The 18,879-nt window shown below is 71.3% G+C and carries 16 protein-coding genes and 1 pseudogene; 4 read left to right on the top strand and 13 right to left on the bottom strand.

The window, feature by feature from the left end:
• Positions 1–97 precede the first annotated feature (97 nt).
• The 3 genes from Pka01_RS39705 to Pka01_RS39695 all read right to left on the bottom strand — a co-directional run bounded on the left by Pka01_RS39705 (position 98) and on the right by Pka01_RS39695 (position 5,170).
• Complete coding sequence (locus Pka01_RS39705; protein ID WP_203888179.1) at positions 98–2,734, bottom strand: phosphoenolpyruvate carboxylase; 2,637 nt, start codon at positions 2,732–2,734, stop codon at positions 98–100.
• A 112-nt stretch (positions 2,735–2,846) separates the two neighbouring features.
• Positions 2,847–4,430: a hypothetical protein gene (locus Pka01_RS39700; RefSeq protein ID WP_239116277.1), complete on the bottom strand. Its 1,584-nt coding sequence runs from the start codon at positions 4,428–4,430 to the stop codon at positions 2,847–2,849.
• Entirely contained in the window at positions 4,400–5,170 is a 771-nt protein-coding gene (locus Pka01_RS39695; protein ID WP_203888178.1) for an ABC transporter ATP-binding protein, read from the bottom strand. Before Pka01_RS39695 ends, Pka01_RS39700 begins: the two co-directional genes overlap by 31 nt.
• A gap of 330 nt (positions 5,171–5,500) precedes the next feature.
• Here Pka01_RS39695 and Pka01_RS39690 point away from each other — a divergent pair, with 330 nt between their 5' ends.
• The 4 genes from Pka01_RS39690 to Pka01_RS39675 all read left to right on the top strand — a co-directional run bounded on the left by Pka01_RS39690 (position 5,501) and on the right by Pka01_RS39675 (position 9,909).
• Positions 5,501–7,090 (top strand): acyl-CoA carboxylase subunit beta, encoded by a 1,590-nt coding sequence (locus Pka01_RS39690; RefSeq protein ID WP_203888177.1) that lies wholly within the window; start codon positions 5,501–5,503, stop codon positions 7,088–7,090.
• Entirely contained in the window at positions 7,087–7,302 is a 216-nt protein-coding gene (locus Pka01_RS39685) for an acyl-CoA carboxylase subunit epsilon (protein WP_203888176.1), read from the top strand. The genes Pka01_RS39690 and Pka01_RS39685 overlap by 4 nt, the downstream gene beginning before the upstream one ends.
• Before the next feature lie 147 nt (positions 7,303–7,449).
• On the top strand, positions 7,450–8,355 hold the full coding sequence (locus tag Pka01_RS39680; protein ID WP_239116276.1) for an NYN domain-containing protein: 906 nt from the start codon (positions 7,450–7,452) through the stop codon (positions 8,353–8,355).
• 66 nt (positions 8,356–8,421) lie between these two features.
• Complete coding sequence (locus Pka01_RS39675) at positions 8,422–9,909, top strand: DNA-3-methyladenine glycosylase 2 family protein (protein ID WP_203888174.1); 1,488 nt, start codon at positions 8,422–8,424, stop codon at positions 9,907–9,909.
• Between the two features lie 60 nt (positions 9,910–9,969).
• On the opposite strand, the gene Pka01_RS39670 is transcribed toward Pka01_RS39675, so the two are convergent.
• The 10 genes and pseudogenes from Pka01_RS39670 to Pka01_RS39625 form a co-directional block, all read right to left on the bottom strand.
• The gene (locus Pka01_RS39670) at positions 9,970–10,923 is read right to left on the bottom strand and encodes a hypothetical protein (RefSeq protein ID WP_203888173.1); all 954 of its coding nucleotides are present in this window, start codon (positions 10,921–10,923) and stop codon (positions 9,970–9,972) included.
• Positions 10,924–10,955: 32 nt separating this feature from the next.
• A complete protein-coding gene (locus tag Pka01_RS39665) occupies positions 10,956–11,573 on the bottom strand; it encodes a hypothetical protein (protein WP_203888172.1) in 618 nt (205 codons plus the stop codon).
• 67 nt (positions 11,574–11,640) lie between these two features.
• Positions 11,641–14,919 (bottom strand): bacterial transcriptional activator domain-containing protein, encoded by a 3,279-nt coding sequence (locus Pka01_RS39660; protein ID WP_239116275.1) that lies wholly within the window; start codon positions 14,917–14,919, stop codon positions 11,641–11,643.
• A gap of 59 nt (positions 14,920–14,978) precedes the next feature.
• Positions 14,979–15,371, bottom strand: a complete 393-nt coding sequence (locus tag Pka01_RS39655) for a pilus assembly protein TadG-related protein (RefSeq protein ID WP_203888171.1) — start codon at positions 15,369–15,371, stop codon at positions 14,979–14,981.
• 47 nt (positions 15,372–15,418) lie between these two features.
• A complete protein-coding gene (locus Pka01_RS39650) occupies positions 15,419–15,784 on the bottom strand; it encodes a TadE/TadG family type IV pilus assembly protein (protein ID WP_203888170.1) in 366 nt (121 codons plus the stop codon).
• A gap of 74 nt (positions 15,785–15,858) precedes the next feature.
• Complete coding sequence (locus Pka01_RS39645) at positions 15,859–16,245, bottom strand: TadE family protein (protein WP_239116274.1); 387 nt, start codon at positions 16,243–16,245, stop codon at positions 15,859–15,861.
• A 274-nt stretch (positions 16,246–16,519) separates the two neighbouring features.
• Positions 16,520–16,714 (bottom strand): hypothetical protein, encoded by a 195-nt coding sequence (locus tag Pka01_RS39640; RefSeq protein ID WP_203888168.1) that lies wholly within the window; start codon positions 16,712–16,714, stop codon positions 16,520–16,522.
• A complete protein-coding gene (locus Pka01_RS39635; RefSeq protein ID WP_203888167.1) occupies positions 16,715–17,656 on the bottom strand; it encodes a type II secretion system F family protein in 942 nt (313 codons plus the stop codon).
• A gap of 21 nt (positions 17,657–17,677) precedes the next feature.
• Positions 17,678–18,646, bottom strand: coding sequence for a type II secretion system F family protein (locus Pka01_RS39630; RefSeq protein WP_203888166.1), 969 nt, complete (start codon positions 18,644–18,646; stop codon positions 17,678–17,680).
• A gap of 43 nt (positions 18,647–18,689) precedes the next feature.
• Positions 18,690–18,879 (bottom strand): annotated as a pseudogene (locus Pka01_RS39625) (CpaF family protein); the annotation flags it as partial.

The raw sequence follows: 18,879 nt of genomic DNA, 5'->3' as shown, positions 1-18,879 counted from the left end.
CCTCCACGAACCTGTGCATGATCACGGCCGGGATCGGGGCAGCTCACGCCGCCCCTTCCCGAACCTGTGCATGATCACGGCCAAAAGGCGGTGGGGGTCAGCCGGTGTTCTGGAGGCCGGCGGCCACTCCGTTGACGCTCAGCAGCAGAAGGGTCGACAGGCGTTCCCGCTCGTCCTCGGACAGGTCGCCGTCGACCCGCAGCGCCGACAACGCCCGCAACTGCAGGTGGCTGAGGGCGTCCACATAGGGGTCGCGGAGCTGGACGGCCCTCGAGAGCACCCGGCGGTTCTCCAGCAGCCTGGTGTGGCCGGTGACCTCCAGCACGAGCCTCCGGGTCAGGTCGTACTCCCCGAGGACCTGCTCGACGAAGTCGTCGCGGCCGCCGAGCGCCAGATACCGCGAGGCGATCGCCCGGTCGGTCTTGGCCAGCGACATCTCCGCGTTGTCGAGCAGCGATGCGAACAGGGGCCATTCCTGGTACGCCGCGCGGAGCTCGTCCGGCCCGGACGCCGACACGACGGCGTCAAGGCCGCTGCCGAGGCCGTACCAGCCGGGCAGGTTGACCCGGGTCTGGGCCCACGCGAACACCCACGGGATGGCCCGCAGGTCGTCGAGCGAACGCGGGGCGCCGAGGCCGCGGCGGGCCGGACGCGAGCCGAGCCGGAGCGAGCCGATCTCCTCCAACGGGCTGACCAGGGCGAACCATTCCGGGAATCCCGGGGCCTCCGTCAGCGACCGGTACGCCGCCTCCGACGCGCGGGCGACCTGGTCGGCCAGACCGCGGAACCTGGCCGCCGCGGCGGCGTTGCTCGACTCGACGGCGGTCGTCGAGGCCAGCAGGACCGCGTTGGTCACCTGCTCGATGTGCCGCCTGGCGATCGCCGAGTGTCCGTAGCGGGCGAAGATGACCTCGCCCTGCTCGGTGACCTTGAACCGGCCGGACACCGACCCGGGCGCCTGGGCGAGCACGGCGCGGTTGGCCGGGCCGCCGCCGCGGCCGAGGGCCCCGCCCCGGCCGTGGAAGAGCGTCAGGCGGACGTCGTTCCTCGCCGCCCAGGCGGTCAGCGCGGCCTGGGCGTCGTAGAGGCGCAGGGTCGCGGCGGCGGGACCGAGTTCCTTGGCCGAGTCCGAGTACCCCAGCATGACCTCGAGGCGCCGCCCGTTGGCGGCGAGCCGCTCGCGCACCGGCTCGAGCGACAACATGCCGTCGAGCACGGCGGAGGAGTTGTCCAGGTCCTCACCCGACTCGAACAGCGGCACCACGTCCAGCACGGGGGCGCGGTCGCCGAGAGCGTGCCGGGCCAGCGTGTGCACGGCGGCGACGTCGTCGGCCGACCTGGTGAACGACACGACGTACCGGGGGCACGCGGTCACGCCGAACCGCTCCTGGATCCAGCCGATGACCCTGATCGTGGCCAGGACCTCTTCCGTGCGCTCGGAGAGCCTGCCCTCGGCGATCTCCTTCAGCGCCGCCGCGTGGACCTCGGAGTGCTGGCGCACCTCGAGCTCGGCGAGGTGGAACCCGAAGGTCTCCACCTGCCAGATCAGGTGCTGCAGCTCGCCGAAGGCCTGCCGTGCGGCGCCGCCCTCCCGCAGGGACTCCTGCGCCAGCCGCAGCTCGGCGAGCAGCTCGGACGGGGACCGGTAGGCGAGGTCGAGGTCACGGCGGCGGGTGGCCGCGATCCGCGCGGCGACGAAGACCAGCCACTGCCGGTGCGGCTCCTGCGGCGAGCGTGTCGCCATCTCCGACACGACCTCGGGATGGTCGTCCTCGGCCTGCGTCAGCGCGGCGCTCAGCGCGGCCGACGGCGGCGTGTAGAGCGCGGAGGCCGTCAGCGTCCGCCCGATCCGGGTCGCGGCGTTCTCCAGCGCGGTGAGCACGTGCTCGGCCTGGATGAGGACGGCCTCGCGGGTCACCTTGGCGGTCACGTTGGGGTTGCCGTCGCGGTCGCCGCCGATCCAGCTTCCGTAACGGATGAACGGCCTGGCCTTCGGCTCGCGCGTGCCCGTGCCGCGGGCAAGGGCGGCGTCGAGGGACCGGTAGATCTGCGGGACCGTGCGGAACAGGGTCTCGTCGAAGGCGGCCATCGCCGTACGGACCTCGTCGAGCGGGTCGAGCTTCGTGGACCGCAGCTGCGAGGTCCGCCACAGGATGTCGATCTCCTCGAGCAGCCGCCTGTGGGCCTCCTCCTGCTCGCCCGCCCCGACGCCCGGCGCGTTGTAGCGGTCGAGCTCGGCGCTGATCCGCTGGATCGCCGTCACCACGGCGCGGCGGCGGGCCTCGGTCGGGTGGGCCGTCAGCACCGGGCGGAACTCCAAGCCGTCGATCAGCTCGGCCAGGCGGTCGTCGCCGCGCAGTTCCTGTACGGCCTCCGCCAGCGACTCGCGCAACGGGACGTCGTCCCGGTCGCGCTGCCGCAGGATGCGGATCCGGTAGTGCTCCTCGGCCAGGTTGGCGAGGTGGAAGTAGCAGGTGAACGCCCTGGCGATGTGGACCGCCCGCTCGATCGGCCATTCGGCCACGAGGGCGGCGACTTCGTCGGCGGTGGTCTCCCGGCGGCGGGCGGCGATGACCGCCTTGCGCAGCCGTTCGACGTCGGCGAGGAGGCCGGGACCGCCGTGTTCGGCGATCACCTGGCCCAGTAGTCCGCCGAGGAGGCGGACGTCGGCGCGGAGCTCGTCCGGCATCTCCGCGACGGCGTCGTGTCGTTCGGCAGGGGCGATGGCGGCCATGCTTCGAAGGCTAGCGAATGGGGACTGATCGCCCGAGACCGGTCTCACCAATTGGACTAGACCACTCCCCTGACCACGTCCTCCGGGGTCCCCCGGGATCCCTCAGGGGCCCTCAGACCGGCCGCGAGACCGCGGCCAGGATGGAGGGCAGCCGGGCGAAGCCCACCATGCCCGCCATGCTCCGGCCTCCCCACGCCACGAGCAGCCCGTACGGCACGGCGAGCAGGGCCACCCACGCGACGCCCAGCAGGACCGGCAGGACGACGGGCAGCGCGAGCGTCCCGGTCACGAGCAATCCGAGGCTGGAGGAGCCGAAGGCGAGGGCCCCCTGACCTGGCGCGGCTCCGCTGAACGCGTTGAGCCGCTCGGGAAGGGTGTAGGGCACGACGACGCTCGTCACGGCTCCCACCCCGAGCGCGACGCCCAGCAGCCCCCAGGCGGTGAGCGCGGCCGGCACCGCCCAGGCGGCGTTCCCTGCCAGCAACGCGGCGGCGACCGAGATCACGCCGAGCACCGGCACCGCGATCACGGCCATCGCGAGGTGCCTGCCTGCCAGGTCGGTGCGCAGGTCGCGGCCCGAGGAGAACGCCACGGCGTTCATCCACAACGACCGGCCGTCGATGCCGAAGGCGTTGCACGACTGCACGCCGATCAGCAGGGCGGCCAGGCAGGCGGGGCCCGCGGCGGAGAACAGCCCCACCGGGGCGGCTTCGTTGTTGAGGGTGAACATGATGATCCCGCTCACCACCACGGCGGTGAACCAGGCGACCCGTCCGCGCGGCTCGCGGCGCGCGTACTTCAGTTCCTTGGCGACGACGCCGCCCAGCTGCCCCTTCGGGAGGAACCGGTCGATCCACGACCGGCGGACGGTGCCGCCGCCCTGGTTGGACACGTCCGGCGTGACGAGTGCCCGCCGGAGGACGACGATCCACAACCAGGCGAGCAGCGCCACCACTCCGGCGAGCACGACCAGGTCGGCGACGCCGACGAGACCGCCGTCGGCGATCGCGTGAGCCGCGAGGCCGGGCGGCGTCCAGCGCAGCACCTCGCCGGTGGAGGAGAGCAGCGCGCCCAGATCGGTGGGAAGGCCCTGGTTGAGGAGCAGGTTGGGCAGTTGCGACAGCAGCACGACCCCGACGGCCGCCACCGCGAGGACGTCGCGACCGCGTCGGCTGCGCAGCGCCCCAGAGAGCGCGGTGGTGATCACCCGCGACGTCACCAGGCAGAGGGCGAACTGGAGCACAACGGCGGCCAGGCCGATCAGCACGCCGCCCGCTCCGCCGGCCAGCCCGGCCACGCCTCCGGCGAGGACGACGAGCGACGCCAGCGGCCACGGCCCGGTCGCCGACGCGGCGAACATGCCGAGCGCGAGCTGCCGGGTGGTCAGCGGGAACAACGCGAGCCGCGAGGGGTCGAGCGTCTCGTCGACTCCGAAGATCATCAGCGGCACGACGATCCATCCCACCGTGAACGCCGTGAAGACCACGATCCCCACGTTCAGCGCCGTGTCCGGATCGGCCAGCCGTACGAGACCGAAGAGGGCGAATCCGCCCAGCGCGCACACGACCGCGGCGAGGACGGACAAGACGAAACCGGCCTGCTTGATGAGGTCGCCCCTGAGGTTCCCCCGGATGAGGCGGAGTTTCAGCCGCACGAAGAGCATCGTCATCGCGGCGTCCCCGCCGAGCCGAGCCACGACAGCCCCTCGTCTCCGTTGCCCCGGGCGCCGACGAGGTCGAGGAAGGCCTCGTTCAGGGTCTGCTCACCGCGCACCTCACTCAGCGGGCCCTGCGCGACGATGTGGCCGCGGCTCATCACCGCCACCCAGTCGCAGAGCCGCTCGACCAGGTCCATGCCGTGGCTGGAGAAGATCACGGTCGAGCCCGACTCCGTGTACCTGCGCAGGACATCGGTCAGGGTGTTGGCCGACACCGGGTCGACCCCCTCGAACGGCTCGTCCAGGAACAGCACACCGGGGTTGTGCAGCAGCGCGGCGGCGAGGCCGATCTTCTTGCGCATGCCGGTCGAGTAGTCGATGACGAGCTTGTCCTGCGACTCGACCAGGTCCATGACCCGCAGCAGTTCGTCGGCGCGCCTTTCGGTCTCGTCGAGCGGGATGCCCCGCAGGCGGCCGCTGTAGAGCAGCAACTCCCGGCCGGACAGCCGCTCGAACAGCCGCAGGCCCTCCGGCAGCACGCCGATGTGCGCCTTCACATTGACCGGATCGGTCCAGACGTTGTGGCCGTTGATCTCGATCGTCCCGCCGTCGGGGCGAAGCAGGCCGGTGATCATGCTCAGCGTCGTGGTCTTCCCCGCGCCGTTGGGGCCGACGAGGCCGGCGAAGCTGCCCTTCGGCACGACCAGGTCCACACCCCCGACCGCCACCTGTTGCCCGAACCTCTTGAACAGCCCCTGCGTCCGCACCGCTTCGACCATGACCACACTCTGCCATTACGTGACTTGCACGGCTTTCGCGCCAGTTAACGATCCGGGATCATGCAGGGGTTGCTCCGGTGCGCACCACGGTTTCCCGGATCGGGGGCGTGCCGAGTTTCGATGTGCGGAACAGGCGGAATGGCTCCCAACGGCACTCCACGCCCCCGTCGTGAACGGGGCTCATCTGCTGGTTACCCTGTCGGGCATAACTGCGGGCGAACCCGATGTGATACGCGAATCGACCGCGAGGACCGAAGGGACCCCCGCAGCGGACGAGGGCTGGAGAGCGACCATGAGGACGGGGCGACCCGGACGAGGAGAGTGCGACCGATGACTGCCGAACGAGCTCACGAGGTCGACATCCACACGACGGCCGGAAAGATCGCCGACCTGGAGCGGCGCCTGAGCGAGGCCGCCCACGCCGGTTCCGCGCGCGCGATCGAGAAGCAGCACGCCAAGGGCAAGATGACGGCCCGCGAGCGCCTGGTCTCCTTCCTCGACGAGGGTTCGTTCGTGGAGTTCGACGAACTGGCCCGGCACCGGTCGACGAGCTTCGGCCTTGACCAGGAGCGTCCGTACGGCGACGGCGTGGTCACCGGGCACGGCACGGTGGACGGGCGCCCGGTCGCGGTGTTCGCGCAGGATTTCACCGTGTTCGGCGGATCACTCGGCGAGGTGTTCGGCGAGAAGATCGTCAAGGTCATGGACCACGCCCTGAAGACGGGCTGCCCGGTGGTGGGCATCAACGACTCCGGCGGCGCGCGGATCCAGGAGGGCGTGGTCTCCCTCGGCCTCTACGCCGAGATCTTCAAGAGGAACGTGCACGCCTCAGGCGTGATCCCGCAGATCTCACTGATCATGGGTCCGTGCGCGGGCGGCGCCGTCTACTCCCCCGCTCTGACCGACTTCGTCCTGATGGTTCGGGAGAAGTCCCACATGTTCATCACCGGGCCCGACGTGATCAAGACGGTCACCGGCGAGGAGGTGACGTTCGAGGAGCTGGGGGGTGCGCACACGCACAACTCCAAGTCCGGCGTGGCCCACTACGAGGCGTCAGACGAGGACGACTGCCTCGACTTCGCCAAGGCCCTGCTGTCCTACCTGCCCTCGAACAACATGGACGAGGCCCCCGCGTACGACGCCGAGGCGGCGCTGGAGACCACCGACGACGACCGGGAACTCGACACCCTCATTCCCGACTCGGCCAACCAGCCCTACGACATGCAGACGGTCATCCGGCACGTCCTGGACGACGGCGAGTTCCTGGAGATCCACGCCGGCTTCGCCCCGAACATCGTGGTCGGCTTCGGCCGCGTCGAAGGTCATTCGGTGGGGGTGGTCGCCAACCAGCCGATGAGTTTCGCCGGGACTCTCGACATCGCGGCTTCGGAGAAAGCGGCTCGGTTCGTTCGCACATGCGATGCCTTCAACATCCCAGTGTTGACATTTGTTGATGTGCCTGGATTTCTTCCTGGGACCGACCAGGAATGGAATGGCATCATTCGCCGGGGCGCGAAACTCCTCTACGCGTATGCCGAAGCGACGGTCCCCTTGGTCACGGTCATCACCCGCAAGGCGTACGGCGGGGCCTACGACGTCATGGGCTCCAAGCACCTCGGCGCCGACGTCAATCTCGCCTGGCCGACCGCGCAGATCGCGGTGATGGGCGCCCAGGGCGCGGTCAACATCCTCTATCGGCGGGAACTGGCCTCGTCCGACGATCCCGACGCCGCCCGCGCCCGGCTCGTCGGCCAGTACGAGGACACCCTGGCCAACCCCTACCTCGCGGCCGAACGCGGCTACGTCGACGCGGTCATCCGGCCCTCGGACACCCGGGTCCAGGTCGTCAGGGCACTGCGCGCACTGCGCAACAAGCGGGCCACGCTGCCCCCGAAGAAGCATGGGAACATCCCGCTATGAGCGAGCCTGAGCCGTACTTGAGGATCGTGCACGGCGACGCGACCGCCGAGGAGATCGCGGCGCTCGTGGCCGCGCTGTCCATGCGGACGGGCACCGCGGCGAAAGCCGTACCTCCGGTCAATAACTGGAGGAATCCGGCCCTTCGGATGCGTGGGGCGCTGTCCCATGGAACGGGGGCGTGGCGGGCCGCCTTCCGGCCCGGCCACAGATGAGCGTCACGCGATTAGATCAGTCGAACAGGGTGTCAACTGACCCAAGAGTTGGGACTATCTAGAAAGTGGGGGAATATAGTCAGCCGATCAACTAGTGACGAGTCCTGGAGGACACCAATGGCCGTCCCGGACTTCAACGCACACGGCATGACCGCAAAGTATGCCGTTCTTGTAGACGTGGGTTACCTCTATGCGGCTGCGGGCGAAGTCCTCCTGGGAGCGAAGGAGCGCAAGGAGTACCGCGTGGCGGCGGACGAGCTCATCCAGTCGCTGCAGAAGCACGCTCTGGAGCGCATTCCAGGGGAACTGCTCCGGGTTTACTGGTATGACGCGGCCCGTGACCGCGTCCCCACCGTCGACCAGCGCGTGATCGCCCAGCTTCCGTGGGTGAAGGTCCGCCTGGGCAACCTGAACGCGCGTGGCCAGCAGAAGGGCGTGGACGCGCAGATCCGCAGCGACCTCGAGGCCCTGGCCCGCCACCACGCGGTGAGCGACACCGTGCTGATCGCCGGCGACGAGGACATGGTCCCGGCGGTGGAGGCCGCCCAGGCCTACGGCGTGCGGATCCACCTGTGGGGGGTCGAGCCGCCCTTCGGCACCAACCAGGCCGAGCGCCTGGTCTGGGAGTCGGACACGGTGGAGATCCTGAGTGCCGATTTCCTGCGTCCCTATTTCAACCGTGCTCCCGTTCCCGTTCCCGTCACCCCCGCCCCGTCGCCGGCCCAGGTCTTCGCCGGCCGTACGGTCAAACCGGTGCCGAAGGCGCCGGCCGGTCAGGTGGCGAAGCTCGGCCCCGGCAGGCCGCACGTCGAAGAGGTCGGCGAGCACGTGGCGCAGAAGTGGATCCTCACCCGGGGACGCGACAACATCCGCGACCTGCTTCCCGGCCCGATCCTGCCCACGGTCATCGACACCGAGTTGCTGATCGAGGCGGAGAAGGAGCTCGGCCATTCGCTGCGGCCCTATCCCGAGGCCAGGGTCTGGCTGCGGGACGGGTTCTGGGCCAGGGTCTACCGCGAGTTCGACCTCGGCGTCGGCGTGTCCAGCAAGTAACCGCCGGCCGGGCGAGGTCCGATTTCCGCCGGTGCGCGATCGCCTGCGGCGCATAACGTCGTAGGCGTGACCACGAGACAGCTTGACTTCGACGCGTGCTACCTGGCGGTCTCCGCGCGGGACTCCCGCTTCGACGGGCGTTTCTACACGGCGGTCACCTCGACCGGGATCTACTGCCGGCCGATCTGCCCGGCCCGTACGCCCGCGCGGAGGAACGTGCGGTTCTACCGGCACGCGGCGACCGCCGAGGCCGCCGGATTCCGGCCCTGCCGCCGCTGCCGGCCCGAGCTCAGCCCCGGCGATCCCGGCTGGGACACCCGCGCCGACCTCGTCGGCCGGGCTCTGCGGCTGATCGACGACGGCGCCGCCGACGAACGCGGCGTGGCCGGGCTCGCCCAGCGGTTGCACGTGACCGAGCGCCACCTGCTCCGCCTGTTCGTCGCCGAGTTGGGCACCGGCCCGCTGGCCGTCGCCCGGACCCGCAGGTTGCTGCTCGCCAAACAGCTCCTCACCGAGACGCCGCTGCCGATCACCGATGTGGCGTTCGCCGCGGGCTTCGGCAGCGTCCGGCAGTTCAACGCGGCCATGAAGGAGTCGTACGGCTTCGCGCCCGGAGAGCTCAGGAAGGCGGCCGGGCCGTCGGCGCCCGCACGCAACCCGTCGGCGATCACGACCGGGCTCACGCTCAGGCTGACCTACCGGCGGCCGTACGACGCGCAGGCCCTGCTCGGATTCCTCGCCTCGCGGGCGATCCCGGGCGTCGAGAGCGTCACCCGGTCGGCGCCGGACGGCGGAGCCGCCCTGATCACCGGCTTCACGCGGGCCGTCCCCGGCGGCCACATCACGCTCACGCCCGCGGACGACCACATCAGGCTCACCGTGCGAACCGGTGACACGAGGCACCTCGCCAGGATCGTTTCGCGCTGCCGCAGACTGCTCGACCTGGACGCCGACCCCGAGGCGATCACCGCGATCCTCGGCTCGACCGACCTCGCCCCGCTGGTCGGCGGTCGTCCGGGACTGCGGGTGCCCGGCGCGTTCGACGGCTTCGAACTGGCGGTCCGGGCGGTCGTCGGGCAGCAGATCTCGGTCGCCGGGGCCAGGACCATGCTCGGCCGCATCGCCGCCCGCGCGGGGAGCCCCGCCATGCCCGACGGCGTCACCACGTCGGACGCGACGGCCGAACCGACGCTGTTGTTTCCGACGGCGGAACAGCTGGCCGCCGCCGACCTCACGGGGCTCGGTCTGACCGGCCGCACGATCGCCACGCTCAAGAGCCTGGCCGCCGCCGTCGTCGACCAGGAAATCGATCTCGACGGCGCCGAGGACCCGGCCGACACCACGGCCAGGCTGCTCGAGATCCGCGGCATCGGCCCCTGGACCGCCGGTTACGTCGCCCTGCGCTCACTCGGCGATCCGGACGCCTGGCCGGAAGGCGACCTCGGCCTCGCACGGGCCATGACGAAGTTGCGCATCCCGGCCGGGCAGATCGAGCGGTGGCGCCCCTGGCGTGCGTACGCCGCCGTCCACCTGTGGGCCGCCGACGCCGCCTGACGGACGGCCCCGGCGGCAACCTCTGACGGCGGCATCTGACGGCGGCATCTGACGGCGGCCTCAGTCGCGGCGGACCGTGCTCTGGACTTCGCCGACGGCGACACCGCGCTCCACCGTGACCTCCACGGGGGCGAAGGTGAGCCCGATCCCGGCCGTGCTGGTCCCGGCGACGTCCCAGAAGGTCGTCACCGTGAGGCTGTAGGGGCGGGGCAGATCGGCTGATGAGCGCAGGTACTTGACGCCGCACGTGAAGGCGGCGCTCTGGTCCCGCTGCCCGGTCGTGCCGCACGCGTTCGCGATCTCCGCGCGGCTCCCGCCGGGAACGGAGCCGACCTCGGTCCGGTCCAGCGTCGCCGTCACCGTGGCCGACATGACCCCCGGAAGGGTGGCGGTCACCGAGCGGGTGGTCGCGCCGATCCCGTCGAGCCACACCCAGGTGGGCAGGTTCACGTAGCTCTTCGCGTCGGGGTTCAGGTTGATCGTGGGCTCCGGCACGGTCAGCGCGGCCCGCGCGATCTGCAGCAGTTCCTGCGCCGTGATCCCGCCGGGCGGCGTGGTGCCCGGCGGCACCCACAGCGCCCCCTCGAGCCCGGCCCAGCAGGACATCCCGTCCGGGTCGGCCGAGTTGTAGGCCGGGCTCCACCATCTGCCGGGCTGGCCGACCTTGTCCTTGTACTGCTTGAGGAACTCCTCGTACTCCTCCTCCGTGGCGCCGGGATTGGTGCGGAACCACATGGTTCTCACGGACTCCTGGCTCTGGAGCATCTCCTCGGCGGACTTGCCGGGCTCGTACCAGCACGGCCGGGGGACCCGGTAGCCGTCGGCCCTGCCGCCGAGACCGTTGCCGGACAGGACGATGCTGGAATCGGACAGCGTCACGCCCGCCGACCGGCCGTCCTGCCAGCCGCCGCCCTGCGGCCCGCCGGGATCGTCCACGGCCGCCACCGTCAGCGACGCGCCGGCCAACAGGGACAGCAGCAGGGTTCGTCCGCGCCTGGTTCGCTGCGTGCTCATCAGACGGCTCATCAGACGGCTCATCAGACGGCTCATCGGACGCACTCCTTCGCGCGCTCGTCGGGATAGGAGGCGTGCCGGAACAACGTGATGCGCCAAGTGCCGTCATCACCCTGTCGCACGGCCGCGACCTGGAAATACGTCGATCGTGGCGGCTTGGTCCACGCGGGCTGGGCGGAAACGGGGGCGCCCGACCGGTTGGTGACCCGCACGCCTGACTCGTCCACGCAGGCGTCGATCTGGGCGCCGTGCCCCTCGACGGACGCCACCCGCAACGAGTAGAGCTTGGCCACGCCTCGCGCCGACCACTTGCCGGCCGTGAATCCGCGCACCCATGAGTAGGCGTCACGGGCGGCGGCGTCCTCGACCGAGTCGAGGTAGGACTTGTCCTTGCCCAGGCTGCCGACCGCCCGCCAGCGTGCGGCGTAGTAGTCGGCGAACGCCTTGACGATGGAGGCGTTCGAGGCGTCCAGCCCCGAGGGCCACTCGGTCTGGACCTTCAGCCCGGGGCCCGCGGAGACCGTCTCCGGGCCCGGCGGCCTCGCCGCCTCCGTCCCGGCCGGCGTTCGCCCGCCCACGGCGCCGGAGGGAGTGAACTCGCGCTCACCCGGTGATCCCCCGCAGGCCGCCAGGAACGCGCAGACCGACATGACGGCGACGGTCCCGCGTCGCCGGCATGATCCGGGGGTGGCACGCGCACGCAATGTCGGGCTCCGATCAGGCGAGACGGGGGGTTCTGAGATCCGGACGGGCTTCGCGGTTCCAGGCCGGGAGGAGTTCCTCGATGAGCGCCTCCGTCTCCGGAGCCATGCCTCCCCCGTACGGGTGCGAGGCCGCGCGCCGGTGGAGGCCGTCGACGACCACCCGGAGCTGAGCCTGATCACCGCTGCCGTGCGCGGCCCGCAACAGGTCCCGCCACAGGCTCTCTTCGTCGGCCGCGAGGAGCAGTCCGGCTCTCGCCGCGCCCACCGCGGCCTGCGGGTCGCCCTGCGCCAGCCGGATCGAGCACAACGTGTGAGCGGCGTCGGCCACCCGCGCGGTCACGTCGTACTCCAGGGAATCGGCCGCCAGCCAGGCGTACCTGTTGCCCGGCCGGCCGTTCAGCAGGGGCCCCCGGACGAGGGCCAGCGCCCTGTCGAGCAACGCGGCCCGCGCGTCGTCTGACCGTCCCGCGTCGGCGAGCTCGCCCGCTCTGCGGACCAGCGAGTGGAACAACTGCCAGTCCGTACGGACCTCCGGACCGAGGCGGAGCCTGCCGGAGTTGTCGAGGAACAGATGCGGCCTGCCCTCGGCGTCCTTTCCGAGCCATTCGGCCACTCGTGCGATGGTGGCGTCCCGGACGGACGGCTGGACGCCGCGGGGCCACAACACGCCGCCGAGGACGACGGGGTGGACGCCCGACCTATGAGTGGCCAGGTAGACGACCAGTTCCTGGGCCAGCGCGGCCCTGCCCTCCTCAAGCCGGTTGACCGGGCTGATCTCGATCGGGCCGAGGATGCGCACCTCGATCGACGGCGGATCGTCGTCCTGCGCGTCCCGAATCGGCTCGTGGCCGGTGAGGGGCTCGCCCTCGGTCTGCCCTGCCGTCCGGAAGAGCCGGATCACGGCGTCGTAGTGCCTGCGGGGCAGCAAATGGGCCTCGACGTCGAAGCCGAGGGCGTCGATCCGTGCCCTGCCGTCCTCGGTGATCTCCCAGTTCCAGGTCGCGTGGGCGACCTCTCCCGCGAGCACGAATCCGCCGGCCGCGCGCATGTCCTTGCCCAGGATAGCCAGGCGGCGGGTCTCGTCCTCGTCGGGCCGGATGGCCGACAGCAGATAGTGCGGCGTCCACGCGGGGTCGGCCACCCGTCCGTGGATGCGGCCCCTCAGCACGTCCTCGCCCCGCTGGAAGCGCTCCTCGAACTCGGGCAGTACTTCGGCCAGGCTTCCCACCGCGCGGACACGGTCGGGGGCGAGCTCCGTCAGCTCCTCGCCGAACCCGACCAGCGTGATCCGCATGTCGTCGGACCACCGGTTGGTGGCCAGCTCCACCGCCAGGGCGGACAGTCCCGCGACCGTGTGCGCTCCGGTCATGCCGACCACGCCGCGCGCAGCCTCCAGGTCGATCAGCACCCGTCCGTCGTCGCCGCTGCCCAGCGAGACCAGCCCCGGGTAGGGAGCGGGGACTCCGGACAGGGCGTTCTCGTCGATCCTGCGGCCCTCGTGGGCGGGCAGCCGCCACACCTGGCCGCCGTCGCACGCCTCCCACGGCTCGGGGGCGTCCTCGTCGGCGGGCTGGATCCACAGGTCGAGCCCGCGGGCCGACAGGTGCACGGCGTAGATGGTCGGCGGCCGCCGGCCCGCCTCGGCGAGAAGCCTGCCCAGCAGTCGCAGGCCGATGTCGAGCATGCGGGCGCCCGGGGTGTCCGCGCCCAGGCGGATCGCGACCTCGGCGCTGGCCGCGTCGCCACGCGGCCGGGCGATCCTGCGGCCGGCGACGCGCCGCCACAGCTGTTCCCTCCTGCGCCTGCCGAGCAGGGCGAGCAGGCCTGCGGAGGCGAGCGTCGCCCCGCCGAGGTAGTCGATGAGATCCAGCCCGGCGGCGGAGTCCTCGGGATCGGCGACGGGCGCCCTGCCCACCGCGGCGCCCGCGCTCTGCGAGGCGGCGGGGGCGGGCCGGCTCGTGGCCGTGGCGGGAGTGGCGGCCGGAGTGGTGGCCGGGGTGGCGGGGGAAGTGGCGGCCGGAGTGGCTCCCGGAGTGGCTGCCGGCGCAGACGCGGCGGGTGACGTAGGAGCGGGCGCGGAGGAGGCGGGTGCGGACGGCGTCGCGGTGGCCTGCGCGGTAGGGGTCGCCTTCGGCATCGCGGGCGGCGGAAGCACGATCTCGGGCTTCTCCTGGCCCGGGGTGCCCGTTTCCGTTCCTGGCAGGGCGGGCTTCTCAGGGGTCGAGGGCCGCTCGGGAGTGTCCGCCTTCTCTGCCTTGTCTGCCTTCTCCGCCTTTTCGGGCTTGTCTGGCTTGTCAGCCGGTGTCTTGTTGTACTCGGCGAGAATCTCCGCACGGTCCTCGTCGGCCGAGACGACGTGCACGTGCCGGGCGTCGTCCGGCATGTCGAGGACCCAGCCGGGCCGGATCAGATCGGCCATGCGCAGCCTGCTGCCGTCGGGCTGCACCTTGTGCTGGTTGAGCCGGTAGATCTCGTGGTAGCGCCGCCCGTCGCCCAGGCACTTGTCGGCGATCTCCCACAGGCTCTCGTGATGCCGGCCGTGAGGCGGCTGGACGATGTAGACCTTCTTGACCTCGCGTGCCTGGACGGACGCCGACGCCGACGCCGGCTCGACCTCGAGCGCGACCGGCGCGGACAGCGCCACCGTCTGGGGGCTGATCGGGGCGGGGGCTCCCATGCGCACGAGGGGGGCGGCCACCACGGTCGCGGTGAACAGCAGCAGCACAGCGGACACCAGGCGGTTGGCGAGCGCCTGCGTGCCTCCGGACAGGGGGACGCGGGCGGGCAGGCCGACCCTCCTGATCCCCGCGTAGACCTCGACGATCAGGCACAACACCAGCTGAAGCCAGGCGAGCCACACCAGGACGAGCAGGATGGCGATGATCGTCTCCGGCCCGAGCCGCCTCGTGAACAGGTCGGCGTGGAGCAGTTCGCTGGGCAGCGGCGGCCCGGCCAGGGTGAGCAGCGCGTACGGCACGCCCCCGACGAGGACGACGAGGACCAGCAGCGCCCCGAGCCCGGCGAAGACGTCACGGACCGTCCGGCGTGGCGCGATGCGAGCGGAGCGGCGGCTTCGCCACTGCTCGGGCGGGCGCCGTGGGCCTGGCCCTCTGGGCGCGGGCGGCCGAGGCGACGCGCCCGATCCGCGTGGCCGCGGCGGAGGGCCGGCCGACTGCGGCCAGCCGCTTCCCGCGGGCCGCCCGCGTTCGCGGACCTCCTCGGAGCCGTCGTGGGGGGCCATGCCGAGGCCTGTGGGCGGGCGGCGGCCCGGCGGTGTGGGCTTGTGGGACACCCTTCATTCCTCCCCGGGCTCGTCGTCCGACGGGCGGCCTGTCGCCGCTGTGTCGCTCATCAGGCACCCTCATCCGGAGCGGCGATGGCACTGCCTTCCATGTCGTAGGAGTCGAAGCCGAGCACGGACAGGAAGACGGTGTCCCAGTGGGCGGAGACCACGACCGTCACCTCGGTCGGCGTCGGCGAGCAGTCCTCCAGCTCCACCCCCTCGGTCGCCTGCTTGTCCACGATCTGCTCCGCCTTGCCGCAGACGACGTCGTCGTCGGCCACGAGCCTCAACTGACCCGTGTTCCGCAGCAGCGCGACGTCGATCTGGTCGGCCGCGCCCCGGGCGGCCTGCTCGGCGATGTCGGCGGCCTTGAGCCGTGCGTTGATGGCCGCCCCGCCGTCCACCAGCAGCCCGGCCAGGAGGAAGACGGCGAGCGAGAAGACCACTACGAACACCGACATCGAGCCGCGATCACGTGCGGGCCTGCGGAGAGCAGTCAAGAGAGGAGTCACTGCACCCTCCGGAACTGCTCCAGCGGGACCACGGAACTGCCGGACATCTGCTGCGCAACGCCGAAGCCGAGGAACGCGAGGTCGATCTGGCACGACACGGTCACCTTGACGACGCCACCCGGTTCCCATTCCGCTCCGTCGACGCTGACCTGCGGAGCACAGTCGGCCGTCAGTGCCTCGGCGGCGGCGTCGCCGGCCGCGTCCTCGGCGTCGCCCAGCGTCCGCTGGACCGAGGCCGCCCGCGCGGCGTCCCGCGCCGCGCCGTTCACCTCGCCCTGGGCCTCCACGATCCGGCCCGCCCCCACCAGGAACATCAGGAAGATCAGGAAGACCGGTGCCAGCAGCACCGTCTCGACGGCCATCGATCCGGCCTCGGACCGCGCTCCACGCGGGGACGAGGCGGCCGCTTCTCCTGGCGAATGTCGTACGTGCCGGATCATCCGCACCCCGGGCTGCCGTCGTCGGGGCGGAAGCACTCGATGGGGCCGCCGAAGTGCGAGGTGATCGTGAACGTGCGCTCCGGAAGCAGCGGGACGACCTGGACGACGGTGCCCGTCACGTCCACGCCGCGGTCGTCTCCGTTCTCCCAGGCCGTGACGGTCGCGTCGCTGAGCAGTTGCGGGCCGACGGCCTGGACGATCTGTTCCGCCCTGGCCTCCGCCGCGTCCTGCCACCCGTTCGATGTGCCGGCGGCACGGGCGATTCGCGCACCCTCCCGCGCAGCCGCGTCAGCGACCTGACGCCCATGGGACCACAGGGTCATCTGAACGATCAGCAGCACGATGGCCAGGATGATGGGCATGATCATGGCGAGCTCGACCACGGTCGCCCCGCGCTCTCCATGACCATGCCCACTGCCGGCACCGGCGTCGCGACGAGACGCACGGTGCCGTCCGGCACGTGAACGCTCCTCGCACACGTCGTCCCGCGACACGCGTACGGCACGTCCATGCTCGTCGGGCCCCGAAGGGCGATCCCGTCCCGGTGGCATGCCGGAATCGCCCGGCGTGTGACCGAGCCTTCCGCCGGCCACCCGAGAGGCCGGAAGTCGTGCGCGTACGCCTGAGAGAGGTCTCATCAGCGATGCTGGCGCCCTGTTAGAAGCTCTCTTCGATCTCGCCCTGCTTGCCCTCGACGAGGCCCTGGATGAGAGTGGCGAGGCCGAGGGCGACCGCGGCGATGATGGCCGTGATGATGACCCACTCGACGGCCGAGGCCCCCCTGGTGGGTGCGGTCCGTGCGCGCTCGAGGCGGACGTTGAACATGACGACGAGGTAATTGATCAGGTTCATTTACGATCCCAACATCTTCATCGCTGCCGGAAAACTGAGGAAGATCACGAAACCCGCGCACAGCAGTAATTGGGCGACGAGCATCTTCTGGGACCGCTCTCCCGCCTTCCCTTCGAGCTCCGCGAGTTCTCGACGGCGGAGGGTGGCGGCTCGGGCGGTCAAGGAGGCCCGGACTTTGGCACCGTCGTCTGCCACGAGTCCGAGAGCGGCTGACAGGTCGCGGAGCTCGTCGACGTTGATCTCGTCGCCGAGCTGGCCGAGGGCCTGCCATGGGGTGATTCCGACGATTCTTGCGTTGGCGAGCGCTTCGCGGATGCGTTCCATCGCCCAGTTGGACCCGACGCCGCCGGACGATCCCTGGGGGCTGCCGACGGACACCGCCGTCATCAGGGCTTCGGGCACGCCGCGGCCACCGGCCAGGTTCATGGAGACGAGGTCGAGGAACGCGCCCACCGCGTGGCGGAAGTCGTTGCGCCGGGCCGTGGCGTCCCGCCGGATCTGCACATCAGGAAGCAGGAAGAAGACGCCGGAGACGACGACGGCCGCCCAGAGGGGCACCTGGGCGGGCAGCCCCCAGCCCATCAGCGCCGCCCAGCCGACGATGAAGGGGAACACCAGCAGCCCGGAGACCGCCAGCAGCACCTTCGTGGCGAGGAACCCCTCGAAGGACTTGCCGAGCAGCGCGAGGTCGGCCCTGATCGAACGGACCTGCCAGCCTCTGGCGGCGTAGAAGGCCGCCATCCGCGAACCCAGGGCACGGTGCAAGACGCCGGTCTCCTCCTCCACCGTGATCAATGACGCCCGAGGGGCGTCGCCACCGCTTCTGGCGGCGTCCAGCGCGCCCAACCGGGTGATCAGTCCCGGACGCGCGGGGAACAAGGCCCGCACGAGCAGGAACAGGCCCAGGCCCAGCAGGCCTCCCAGCAACACCGGGCCGATCACGACGCCACCTCGATCCCCTGATCACGATTGGTCATCGAGCAGGTCACCGCCCCTCGAAGGGAACTTGTGCATGATCACGCCAGACGGCGAGAGAGCCGCGGCCGGGTCCTGGAGAACCGGGGCCTGACGGTAGGGAGCGAGGATCCGCGCGGGCTTGTCGAACTTGGCCAGCTTCCTCATCCAGGCGAAGCCGGCGCCGAACAGGCCGGCCACGACGACGAGCACGGCCTGGCCGAGCAGCGTGGCGTAGTCCTCGACATACTCGCGGTTGAAGACCACGAGCCCCCCGGCGAAGCCCATCGACGCGATGACGACGATGTGCACGCTCTTGCGGGTCGACGCGCGGTCGGCCTCGACCTTGCGCCGCATGTCGAGCTCTTCGCGGGCCGACGCGGCCAGCGCGCTCAGCACGTCGCGCAGGCCGGGGCCGCGGAGCTTGGCGTTGAGGATCAGCGCCGCGATGACCAGGTCGGCTGAGGGGTCGGCGAGGTCGTCGGCGAGCAGTCGCAGCGCGTCCTGCAACGGCATGCGGGTGTGCAGGCGGTCGACGAGTTCGCGCAGGTGGGGCTGCAGGGAGGGCGCGGCGGCCCGGATCGAGGCCGGGATGGCCTGCTCCAGGCCGGCGGCGCCGGCGATCGTGTCGCGCAGCGACTCCGTCCAGGCCGCGAGCGCCTCGAGGTTCTGCATGGCCCGGCGCTCCTCGGCCATGCCGCCGGCCAGACCGGGCCAGGCCAGCACGAGCACCACCACGCCGACCGCGATGACCGGCCAGCCGGTCAGCACCAGGATGACGACGCCGATCACGATGGCGACCGCGATCCTCGTGGACAGCTTCTTGAAGGTCTCCGCCCGCTCGGCGCCGCGATCCGGAGTGGCGGGCCGGGGGCGCACGCCGTACAGGGCGAGGACGAACAGGAACAGGCCGCCGCCGAGGACCGCTCCGCAGAGCAGCACGAGCGGATCGAGGACGCCAGGCGGAACCAGCCGCATCAGAGCCTCCTCTTGTGCCCGGTCAGGGCGAGAACGGTCGCCTTCATCGCCAGACCCCCTGCATGGGGTCGTAGCCGAACCGGGCGAGTTCGTCGGCGCATGAGATCGGCGCGTGCGGGACGACCCCGCCGTCCGGTGTGGCCACGAAGACCTCGGAGGACAACACGCGCCCGTCGACGCCGGTGACCTCGCGCACGCTGGAGACGAAGCGCCGGAGCGAGCCGCCGAAGTGG

This window comes from Planotetraspora kaengkrachanensis (genome assembly GCF_016862895.1).
In the GTDB taxonomy this organism is placed as follows: domain Bacteria; phylum Actinomycetota; class Actinomycetes; order Streptosporangiales; family Streptosporangiaceae; genus Planotetraspora; species Planotetraspora kaengkrachanensis.
The sequence above is the reverse complement of the archived record's forward strand: the minus strand, read 5'-3'. Positions and strand labels throughout refer to the sequence as shown.